The organism is Pseudomonas sp. BW16M2, from assembly GCF_014268865.1.
Lineage (GTDB): Bacteria > Pseudomonadota > Gammaproteobacteria > Pseudomonadales > Pseudomonadaceae > Aquipseudomonas > Aquipseudomonas peradeniyensis.
In genome coordinates this window covers 32883-43314 of sequence record NZ_JABWRI010000030.1, presented here as the reverse complement: position 1 = coordinate 43314, position 10432 = coordinate 32883, and the positions used below count along the sequence as shown (strand labels likewise).

Here is a 10432-nt window from a genome sequence, read left to right as displayed (position 1 = left end):
GGCTATCCGTGCAGGTCGAGGCTGTAGATGAGGTCGTCGTGCCAGCGGCCACCAAGCCGGTAGGCTTCCGGCACACGGCGGGCGAGGGTGAAGCCGCACTTCTCCAGGACCCGGCAGGAGGCCGTGTTGCCGTCGGTGACGGTGGCCTCCAGCGAGGTGAGTTCGGTGGCGCTGGCGAAATCCACGATCACCCGCAGCGATTCACTGCCCAGGCCCTGGCCATGCCACTCGGGCAGCAGCAAGTAGCCGCACTCGGCATGCCCTGGGCGCAGCACGCGCAGGCCGGTGACCCCGACGTCCCGGCCGCTGGCCTTGTCGGTCATCACCAGGCACAGCCAGTGTTCGGCGCCGGGCGACCAGTCCGGCAGGCGATGCTCGAACCCCCGGCGCACTTCACTTTCCGGCAGCTCGTCGAACACATGGCGCATGGTCTCGGGCTCGCGGTGGAGCCTGAGGAACAGCGGCCAGTCGGCTTCGGTCAGGGGGCGCAGGTACAAGCGATCGGTGTGCAGCTCCAGCATCCGGTACTCCTTGCGGGATTGGGAGGGCTGGAGGATTTGTACGCTGGGTTGTCTTGAGGTTCAAGCCTTTGTCCGCTGTTTGCGCGATGTGCTGAGCGAGCGCCACGGTCCGATGCGCCACGGGCTTGCGGCTCTACTAATCTCAAAGGGCTATTCAAATAACCTTGCGTCCCACCGGAGGTTGACCATGAGAGGCTTGAGCCGCGCACTGGATGATTTTCAGGATGACATCGTCGCTGGCGATTATCTGCACGCCATCAACTGCATGAACGAACTGCTGACCGAGTACCGCCAGGGGCTGTCCGACACACTCTGGCGGGAAAGTGTGGTCGATCAATGTCGTCAACACCCGATATTCCAGTTGCTCAAGCAAGATCCCTATACATCACGCGCCTTCGACAAACCCAGAGGTTATCCGGGGGATGCGGTGATGCTGGACTACGCCTACTACCAACAGCCGCCATCGGATGCCAGCGAGTTGGGCAAGCGGATCTTCAATGTCGTGACCTCCAGCCCGAATGCGCTCAGTGTGCGTTGGCGTCGCGAGCATATCGCCTGGTTGATCGAGCAGATGGCAGGCCAACGGGAAGCGTTGTCGCTGATGAGTGTGGCTTGCGGGCATTGTCGGGAGCTGGAGCTGCTTACGCCATCGACCCGCGCGCGCATCACCCGTTTCGTTGCCTTTGACAACGACGCCGAGACGCTGACCCAGGCCAGGCAAGTCTCTCCCGAGATCACGACCTGGCAGTGCAATGTCAAGAGCTTGCCTGCAAACGGTGAGCACAACGGCTTCGACTTTATCTACAGCATTGGCATCTACGACTATCTCAGCCACGCCCAGGCAGCGACGCTCACCACCTGGCTGATGGCCAGACTCAATCCGGGTGGTCGACTGCTGATTGCGAACTTCACTGCGGACAACTGGGGAAGGGGCTACATGGAAGCGTTCATGGACTGGAACCTGGTGCTTCGATCACGCGAGCAGATGAGAGGGTTCATTCCCCAAGGCGCGTCACCGCACACCTGCCTGTACTTCGATCCCTACCGCAATGTCATCTATCTATTGCTCAGCCGACCTGCCAACTAGGCCGTCAGGCTCCTGACCGGACTCCGTGATTAATCGATCAGCTCCGTGTCCATCCCTTGGTGCGCTGGGGTAAAATCTGCACTTCACCCCGGCGCCAACACCCGTCAGACAAAGGACTGTATGCCCGCCATTGCGCTACTGCGTCGTCTTTTCGCCACTTTCGTCCTCGCAGTGCTCACCGGCTGCCAGCCCGAGCCTGCACCGCCGCTCGACCAGCAACTCTACATCTGGCAACGCCAGTGGCGGCCGGCCCACGAACAAGCCCTGGCCGAAAGCCGCGCCGACTTTTCGACCCTGCGTGTGCTGGCCTTGCAGGCCCAGCCCAAGGCCGGCTGGAGCAGGGCGCTGGTCAACCTGCCTCAGCTCAAGGCCGATGGTCGCTCGGTGATCGCCGTGGTGCGGCTGGACGGTCAGTTGCCCGCGCTCGACCTGCAGCTGGCCGGCACCCAGATCGCCCAATTGCTGGCCGACTGGCAGGCCGCCGGCTTGACCCCGAGCGGGCTCGAGATCGACCACGACAGCGGCAGTGCCCGCCTGCCGGGCTATACCGAATTCCTCCTGAAACTGCGCGAGCAACTGCCGCCGGGCCTGAAACTGAGCATCACCGCGCTGCCCGCCTGGCTCGACAGCCCGCACTTGCCAGCGCTGTTGCAGGCGGTGGACAGCAGCGTGTTGCAGGTACACGCGGTGAGTGATCCCCGTCGAGGCCTGTTCGATCCGCTGCAGGCGAAGACCTGGGCCGAGCGCTGGAGTCGCGTCAGTGACCGAGCGTTCTACCTGGCCTTGCCCGCCTATGGCATCGCGCTGCTGCCGGATACCGGTGGTGCGCCGGTGGTGGAAAGCGAAACCCCATTGAACCGACCCGGCGAGCGCCGCGAGCTGCTGGCCGATCCGCAGCAACTGGCGGACCTGGGCAGGCAACTGCGGAACAAGCCGCCCGCGCACCTGGCCGGGTTGATCTGGTTCCGCCTGCCATTGCCCGGCGACCGCCGGGCCTGGAGCCTGACCACCCTGAAGGCGGTGGCGCGCGGCGACACGCTCGCCAGTCAGTGGCGGGTCGAACTGTCCGAGCAGGCCGGACTCTACGACATCAGCTTGGTCAACGTCGGCAATCTTGACCTGCCGGTACCCGCGCGGGTGGAACTGAACGTAGAGTCCTGCGATGCCGCGGATGGGCTCAATGGCTACCGCCTGCAGCAATCCCCGCAACACCTCATCTTCAACCGCCAGTCCAGCGTGCGTGTGGCCGCTGGCGGCCGGCGCGTCCTCGGTTGGGCGCGCTGCCATGGAATCGAACAAGGAGCATGGAATGTCTACCCCTGACTGGCCCCGGCGCCTGCTGTGCCTGTCCCTGAGCGTGCCGGTAGGCACGGCGCTGGCCTGTGGCCCGGACTTCCCGATGCGCCTGCTGGATGACCGGGCGCAGACCCTGTCCGAGCTGCCGGAAGGCAACTTCGGCTTCGAGGTGAATCGCCTCGGTGAGCAGCTGGCAGGCCTCAAGCCCACCACCGAGATGACCCTGACCCCTTACTGGGACGGTGACGACAACGACCGACCCTACCGGGAGCAGCGCCGCCGGATCGAGGCCGACGAGTTGCCGGAATCGCTGCGCGAAAAGGTCGCGCAACTGCGTGCCCTGCAGGATCCGCAACAGGTGCTGGAGCAGGGCGCCGAACTGCCGGATGAACTGCGCCTGTACATTGCCGGCGCAGTGGCCTTCGACACCGACGACCACGCCCTGGCGGCGGATTACTTCGCCAAGGTGCTGGCCCTGCCTGCCGAACAACGCAAGCTGCGCAGCACCTGGGCGGCCTACTCGCTGGGGCGGGCGCTGATGGCCCGCAGCTTCGAGGCCGGCGATGATCCGCAACAGACGCCGCAGGCCCTGCAAGCCCAGGCGCGCGAGGCCTTCCACCAGGCTCGCACGCTCAGCGCCGAAGGCTTCAGCGATCCGCTGGAACTGGGGGTGGCCAGCCTTGGCGAAGAGGCCCGCCTGGCCAAGCTCGCCGGTGACTGGAACAGCGCCATCCAGTTGTATGCCAGCCAGAGCCGCCTGGGTTCGGGCAGCGGCTACAGCTCGCTCAGGCAGCTTGCCGACGAACTGGTGAGCCTGCCGGATGAGCAGTTGAAGGCGCTACTGGCACAGCCGATGCCGCGCAAGCTGCTCACAGCCTACCTGCTCAGCCATGTCGGCTGGGACTACGACGGCCAGCCGCCGACCCAGGCCCGGCGCCTGCCCGCGTTGCTGCAGGCCAGTGTCGGCGACAAGCTGGAAGACGCCGACCGCCTGGCTGCGTTGACCTACCAGCAAGGCAACTATGCCGCGACCAGAAGCTATCTGCAGCAGGCAGGCGACACCGGACTTGCCTGGTGGCTGCGCGCCAAGCTGGCCTTGCGCGACGGCGACAAGACCCAGGCTGCGGCTGCCTATGCCAAGGCCGCCGCCGCATTCCCCCGCGAAGAGTCGTGGGGTTCGCGACAGACACCCGATTGGGACTACGAAAGCGTGAAGCCCGGCTGCCGGGTAGAGGGCGAGGGCGCGATCCTGGCCCTTGAGCGTGGCGACTACCTGCAAGCCTTCGACCTGCTGTACCGCAGCCAGGAGATCTACTGGCAGGACACGGCCAGCGTGGCCGACCGCGTGCTGACCCTGGATGAGCTCAAAGGCTATGTCGATGCCCATGTGCCGGCACCGCCAGCGCCCAAGGTGGAAGAGGGCGGTTACGTGCCGCGCCCAGTGGCGACACAGCTGCGCGAGCTGCTGGGTCGACGCCTGCTGCGCGAGGGGCGCTATGAAGAAGCACCCGGCTACTTCGCCACGCCACAGTTGCAAGCCGACGCCAAGGCCTACGGCCAGCACCGCCAGGATGCCGTCTCGCGCTGGACCCCCACCGGCCGCGCCGAGGCTCTGTACGCTGCGGCAAGCCTGGCGCGCAGCGCGGGCATGGAGATTCTCGGTTATGAAATGGCCCCCGACTATGCCTGGCTGGGCGGTGGCTACAGCCTCGGTAATGCCGAGGTGAAGCCAGGGCCTTTCCTGGCCGCTGGCGAGGTGCAGCGCCAACGGGCGACCGAGGCCAAGCCCGATCAGCGATTCCACTACCGCTATGTCGCCGCCGACCTGGCCAACCAGGCCGCTGACCAGCTGCCACACAGCAGCCAGGCCTTCGCCGCAGTTCTGTGTACGGCGGCCGGATGGGTGCCCGGCAGCGAACAGGAAAGCGCGCTGTACAGGCGCTACGTGCAGCAAGGGCCGTTCGTGCAGTGGGCGGAGGATTTCGGCAAGCAATGCGAAGAGCCCCGGTTCGACCAGGCCAACAAGCGCTACCTGACCGAGAAGCTGGACAGCGTGCGCACGGCGTTGCGGCCGTACAAGGCGCAGGTGCTGCCGGTGGGGTTGGTGGTGCTGGCGGGGGTTGCCTGGGCGTGGATGCGGCGGCGCAAGGCAAAGGCTTGAAATGAGATCGAGCGCCGCGAGGGCGGCGCTCGATTAACCGCCGTCAGTTCTGCGCGGTCTTCTGGCCGGGCTCCAGCTTCACTGTCTCCTCCAGGGTGAAACGCCCCAGCGGGTTCTGCAGGAAGTTCTGGATATTGCTGCGCGAGATGTTGATGTACGGGCTGTAGTACAGGTCGATCCAGTGCACGTCCTGCTTGGCCAGCTTCTGCAGATCCTCATACATCTGCTTGCGCTTGATCGGGTCGGTTTCCACCCGGGCCGCGGCCACCAGGTCCTTGACCTTGTCGTTGTGGTAGCGGGTCATGTAGTTCATGTTGGTGTCGTGGCCCAGCACGAAGGTGGTCTTCTGGTCCGGGTCGAGCACGTCGTTGGTCCAGTACATCACCGACAGGTCGTAGTCGCCGTCGACCAGCATCTGCCAGCTCTGGGTCGGGTCGACCTTCTGCAGGTTGGCGGTGATGCCGACGTCGGCCAGCTGCTTCTGCACCAGCACGGCGATCTGCTCGTCGGCCTCGTTGCCGGCGTTGACCACGTAGTTGACCTTCAGCCCCTCGGCGCCGGCTTTTTTCAGCAGCTCGCGGGCCTTGGCCGGGTCGAACGGGCGTTGCGGGTTGTTGGCGTTGTGGTAGAGCGCGCCCTTGGGAATGTACGAGTAGGCCATTTCGCCGTGGCCGAAGGTCACGGTGTCCACCAGTGCCTTCTTGTCGATTGCCAGGTCGATCGCCTCGCGCACTTCCTGTTTGCCCAGCAGGCCCTTGGAGTGGTTGATCAGCAGATGATCTTCACGGGTCGAGGGGTCGATATGGATGGTGATCTTCTTGTCCTTCTGCAACTCGTCCACCTGGGTGAACGGCACAAAAATCGCCGAGTCCAGTTCGCCGGCCTGGACCTTCATCATGCGCGTGCGGTCATCCGGGATGGAGATCCACTCCACGCCATCCAGGCTGACCTTGTCGGCCTGCCAGAACTCCGGGTTCTTCTCCAGGATCACCCGGTCGCCCCGTAACCATTCCTTGAGTTTGAAGGCCCCGGACACTACCGGGTTCTGTGCGTACTCCTCCTCGCCGAGCTTGTCCATGGCCTTTTTCGACAGGATCGAGATGTTGGCGGTGGCGAGCTGGGCCAGGAACGGTACCGACTTGCTGTGCAGGGTCACCACCAGGGTATGCGGGTCGGCGGCCTTGGCGGTGTCGATGATCTTGTACGAGTCGGCCCAGAGCGAGCCCGGGTTGTCGCGGATGCGCAGCAGGGAGAAGGCGGCGTCCTCGGCGGTGATCGGCGAGCCGTCGGAGAACTTGGCGTTGCGCATCTTGAAGGTGTAGGTCAGGCCGTCGTCCGAGACCTTCCAGCTTTCGGCCAGGCCCGGTACCAGTTGGGTGCCGCTGTTGTCGACGCGGATCAGCACGTCATAGACGTTGGCGAACACCCAGCTGTCGCGGTTCTGCGCGCTCTTGATCGGGTCGAAGGTGGTGCTTTCCTCACGGCAGCCGATGGTCAGCACGCCGGCTGCCTGGGCCATGCCGCTGGCCAGGGTGCTGGCGGCCAGTATGGCGGCGGTGAGAAGTTTCAATGCGGCGGGTTTCATGCTCAAGCTCCGTTTGATGGTCATGGTGGTGAAGTCAGCAGGGCAGTTGCGGATGCACGCAGGCGTGGCGCCGGGCGCCCTGGATATGCTCGGGTGGCGCGGTGTCGCTGCAACCGGGCAGCGCATGCCGGCAACGCGGATGGAAGGCGCAGCCGGAGGGCAGGTTCAGCGGGCTCGGCGGCTCGCCGGCCAGCGGGTCTTGCGGCAGGCGTCGGGCCGGGTCGATGTCGGCGATGGACTGGATCAGCGCGGCGGTGTAGGGGTGGCGCGGGGCGGTAAAGACCTCGTGCACCGGGCCTTCCTCGACGATCTGCCCCAGGTACATCACCGCCACCCGGTCGCACAGACGGCGCACCACGCCCAGGTCGTGGGTGATGAACAGCAGCGCCAGGCCCATGCGCTCACGCAGTTCCAGCAGCAGGTTGATGATCTGCCCCTGGATCGACACGTCCAGCGCGGCGACGCATTCGTCGGCGACGATCAGCCGGGGCTCGACGGCCAGGGCCCGGGCGATGCCAACCCGCTGGCACTGGCCACCGCTCAGCGAACCGGGCCGCCGCTCGGCCAGTTCAGCGCGCAGGCCGACCAGCTCGAGCAGTTCGCCGACCCGGGCCGGAATCTGCGCGGTAGGCACCTTGCGCTGCACCTGCAACACCTCGGCGAGGATCTGGCCGATGCGCTGGCGTGGGTTGAGCGCGCTGTACGGGTCCTGGAAGATCATCGCGGTCTCGCGGCGCAGGCGGGCGATATCCGCCGGGTTGCCCTGGTTCATGTCGGTGCCGTCGAACAACACCTGGCCGCCGCAGCTCGGGGTGAGCTGGAGGATGGCCCGGGCCAGGGTGCTCTTGCCGCAGCCCGACTCGCCCACCAGGCCGAGGGTTTCGCCGGCGGCGAGATTCAGCGAGGCGCCGTTGACCGCGCTGACCTTGCGCGGACGCAGGTTGAACAGGCCGCTGCCGGCGGCAGGAAACTGCACCTGCAGGTCCTTGACCTGCAACAACGTGGTCATGACAGGCCTCCGGCCAGCAGCGGGGTATGGCAGGCCAGGCGGTGACCGGGGCTTGCCTCCAGCAGTTCGGGCAATTGTTGCCGGCAGACCGGCATGGCCTGTGGGCAACGTGATTCGAAGCGGCAGCCCGCCGGCAAGTCGTCGAGCAGCGGTGGCTGCCCGGCGATGGTGGTCATGCGCCGTGCCTCGGGCTGCGCCGCCGGATGGCAGGCCAGCAGCCCGGCGCTGTAGGGATGCCGAGGCCGGGCCAACATCTGGTGCTTGGCGCCGTGCTCACAGAGGCGCCCGGCGTACATCACGGCGATGCTGTCGCAGGTCTGCGCCACCACGCCCAGGTCGTGGCTGATCAGGATCATCGACAGGCCGCGGCGGTCGCGCAGCTCCAGCAGCAGGCGCAGGATCTGCGCCTGCACGGTGACATCCAGGGCCGTGGTCGGCTCGTCAGCGATCAGCACCTTGGGGTTGCAGCCCAGGGCCACGGCGATCATCGCCCGTTGGCGCATGCCGCCGGAAAACTCGTGGGGGTAGTTGTCGACCCTGGACTTCGGGTCGGGGATACCGACCTGGCGCAGCACCTCGATGGCCTCGGCCCGGGCCTCGCGACGCGAAGCACCCTGGTGCAGGCGGATGCCCTCGGCGATCTGCTCGCCGATGCGCATCAGCGGGTCCAGGTGGCTGCTGGGGTTCTGGAAGATCATCCCCAGCTCACGGCCACGCAGGCGGCGCATGCCGGCTTCGTCCAACTGCAGCAGGTCATGGCCCGCCAGGCGCACGGCCTGGCCCTCGACCCGCAGGTTCGGCGCCGGCAGCAGGCGCATCAGGCCCCGGCAGGCCAGGGTCTTGCCCGAGCCGCTTTCGCCCACCAGGCCGAGGATCTCGCCTTTGCCAAGGTCGAAGGACAGTCGATCGACCAGGGTGATATCCCGTTGGCCGGCGCGGGCGATGACGCTCAGCCCGCGAACCTGGAGCAGGGGCGGGGTCATGAGCGGTCTCCCAGGCGTTCGGCGACGCCGTCGGCCAGCAGGCTGAAGCCCATGGCCAGGGTCACCACCGCCAGGCCCGGGAAGGTGCAGATCCACCAGGCGCTGGTGATGAAACTCTGCCCCTCGGCGACCATGGTGCCCCATTCCGGGGTCGGCGGTTGCACCCCGAGGCCCAGGTAGCTGACGGCGGCGCCGTTGAGCAGCACCAGCACGGCATCCGACATGCAGAACACCACCGAGCCGAACAGCGCGTTGGGCAGCAGGTGGCCGAACAGCGTGCGCCGGTGGCTGAAGCCCAGGCTCCTGGCGGCCAGGGCGAAGTCGCTCTGCTTGAGCACGAGGATCTGCGAGCGGATCAGCCGCGCATAGGACACCCAGCCGACCAGCGCCATGGCGATGTAGAAGCTGCCCAGGCCCGGGCCGAGAATGGCCATGATCGCCAGCATCAGCACCAGGAACGGGAAGGCCAGGACGATGTCGATCAGGCGCATGCAGGCGTTGTCCAGCCAGCCGCCGACGTAACCGGATACCGCGCCGATGCAGGTGCCGAGCAGGAATGGGAAGATCACCCCGATCAAGGCCATCTGCAGGTCGACCCGGGCGCCCCAGATCACCCGCGAGAGCACGTCGCGGCCGAAGTTGTCGGTGCCGAAGGGGTGCGCCAGGCTGGGCGCGGCCAGGCGCAGGTCGCCGTTCTGCAGCAGCGGGTCGAACGGCGCGACCCACGGCGCGCACAGCGCCAGCAGGCACCAGCCGAGGACGATGGCCAGGCCGCAGTACAGGGTCAGGCGGCCATTGCCGAGGTTCCAGGCCAGGCGCGCGCGCAGGGCGAAGGTGGCGCTCATTGGATCTTCACCCGCGGATCGAGGACGGTGGTCGCCACATCGGCGAGGAAGTTCACCGCCACCGTGGCGCAGGCCAGCACCATGGCCACACCCTGGACCACCATGTAGTCACGGGTGAAGATGCCGCGCACCAGCAGCTGGCCGACGCCCGGCAGCGAGAACAGGCTCTCGATCACCACCGTGCCGCTGATCAGCCAGCCGATGTTGACCGCCAGCAGGTTGATGGTCGGCACCATGGAGTTGGGCAGGACATGCCGGCGCAGGATCGCCCCTTCGCCCAGGCCCCGTGCACGGGCGGCGGTGACATGGTCGGCCTGCATCTCCAGCAGGATGCTGGCGCGCAGGTTGCGCACCAGCACCGCCGACAGTGCCAGGGCAATGGTCAGGCAGGGCAGCACCAGGTGGTGCAGCTTGTCGGCCCAGGTGCGGCCATAGCCGGACACCGGGAACAGCCCCCAGTGCACGCTGAACAGCAGGATCAGCATCAGCCCCAGCCAGAAGGCCGGCAAGCCGAGGCCGGCAGTGGTGAACAAGCGGATCAGGTTGTCGGCCCAGCCGCCCTTGCTGCGGGCGGCAAGTATGGCCAGCGGCACGGCGATCAGCAGCGCCAGGGCCACGCTACCCAGCACCAGCATCACGGTCGGCTCGATGCGACTGGCGATCAGCGGCAGGGCGTCGACCTTGTACAGCAGCGACTTGCCCAGGTCGCCGTTGAGCAGGTTCTTCAGGAAGTACAGGTACTGCACCCAGATCGGCTCGTCGAGGCCGAACTGGGCGCGGATCTTCTGGATCGCGTCCGGGGTGCTGCGCGCGCCCAGCAGCACCCGCGCCGGGTCGCCCGGGATCGAGCGCACCAGTACGAAGGTGATGATGCTGATGCCCAGCAGCACCGGCAGCAATTGCAACGGACGGATGAGGACGAACCGGTAGCGGGCCAGGCTCATC

The 10432-nt window shown here is 66.5% G+C and carries 9 protein-coding genes; 3 read left to right on the top strand and 6 right to left on the bottom strand.

The window, feature by feature from the left end; genetic code table 11:
- Positions 1 to 2: 2 nt before the first annotated feature.
- Positions 3 to 521 (bottom strand): GNAT family N-acetyltransferase, encoded by a 519-nt coding sequence (locus HU735_RS21925; RefSeq protein WP_186715284.1) that lies wholly within the window; start codon positions 519 to 521, stop codon positions 3 to 5.
- A gap of 187 nt (positions 522 to 708) precedes the next feature.
- Here HU735_RS21925 and HU735_RS21920 point away from each other — a divergent pair, with 187 nt between their 5' ends.
- The 3 genes from HU735_RS21920 to HU735_RS21910 all read left to right on the top strand — a co-directional run bounded on the left by HU735_RS21920 (position 709) and on the right by HU735_RS21910 (position 5065).
- Positions 709 to 1608: a class I SAM-dependent methyltransferase gene (locus HU735_RS21920; RefSeq protein ID WP_186715283.1), complete on the top strand. Its 900-nt coding sequence runs from the start codon at positions 709 to 711 to the stop codon at positions 1606 to 1608.
- A gap of 120 nt (positions 1609 to 1728) precedes the next feature.
- Positions 1729 to 2931 carry a DUF3142 domain-containing protein gene (locus HU735_RS21915; RefSeq protein ID WP_186715281.1) on the top strand — a complete coding sequence of 401 codons (1203 nt, stop codon included), beginning with the start codon at positions 1729 to 1731 and terminating at the stop codon, positions 2929 to 2931.
- The gene (locus tag HU735_RS21910) at positions 2918 to 5065 is read left to right on the top strand and encodes a hypothetical protein (protein WP_186715279.1); all 2148 of its coding nucleotides are present in this window, start codon (positions 2918 to 2920) and stop codon (positions 5063 to 5065) included. Before HU735_RS21915 ends, HU735_RS21910 begins: the two co-directional genes overlap by 14 nt.
- A 43-nt stretch (positions 5066 to 5108) precedes the next feature.
- Here HU735_RS21910 and HU735_RS21905 read toward each other — a convergent pair whose 3' ends face one another.
- Genes HU735_RS21905 through HU735_RS21885 form a run of 5 tightly spaced genes read right to left on the bottom strand, consistent with a single transcriptional unit; the run spans position 5109 to position 10431 of the window.
- Complete coding sequence (locus HU735_RS21905) at positions 5109 to 6650, bottom strand: ABC transporter substrate-binding protein (RefSeq protein ID WP_186715277.1); 1542 nt, start codon at positions 6648 to 6650, stop codon at positions 5109 to 5111.
- A 34-nt stretch (positions 6651 to 6684) separates the two neighbouring features.
- The gene (locus tag HU735_RS21900; protein WP_186715274.1) at positions 6685 to 7659 is read right to left on the bottom strand and encodes an ABC transporter ATP-binding protein; all 975 of its coding nucleotides are present in this window, start codon (positions 7657 to 7659) and stop codon (positions 6685 to 6687) included.
- The gene (locus HU735_RS21895) at positions 7656 to 8642 is read right to left on the bottom strand and encodes an ABC transporter ATP-binding protein (protein ID WP_186715272.1); all 987 of its coding nucleotides are present in this window, start codon (positions 8640 to 8642) and stop codon (positions 7656 to 7658) included. Before HU735_RS21895 ends, HU735_RS21900 begins: the two co-directional genes overlap by 4 nt.
- The gene (locus HU735_RS21890) at positions 8639 to 9487 is read right to left on the bottom strand and encodes an ABC transporter permease (protein ID WP_186715270.1); all 849 of its coding nucleotides are present in this window, start codon (positions 9485 to 9487) and stop codon (positions 8639 to 8641) included. The genes HU735_RS21895 and HU735_RS21890 overlap by 4 nt, the downstream gene beginning before the upstream one ends.
- Positions 9484 to 10431 carry an ABC transporter permease gene (locus tag HU735_RS21885; RefSeq protein ID WP_186715268.1) on the bottom strand — a complete coding sequence of 316 codons (948 nt, stop codon included), beginning with the start codon at positions 10429 to 10431 and terminating at the stop codon, positions 9484 to 9486. Before HU735_RS21885 ends, HU735_RS21890 begins: the two co-directional genes overlap by 4 nt.
- Between the last annotated feature and the right edge of the window lies 1 nt (position 10432).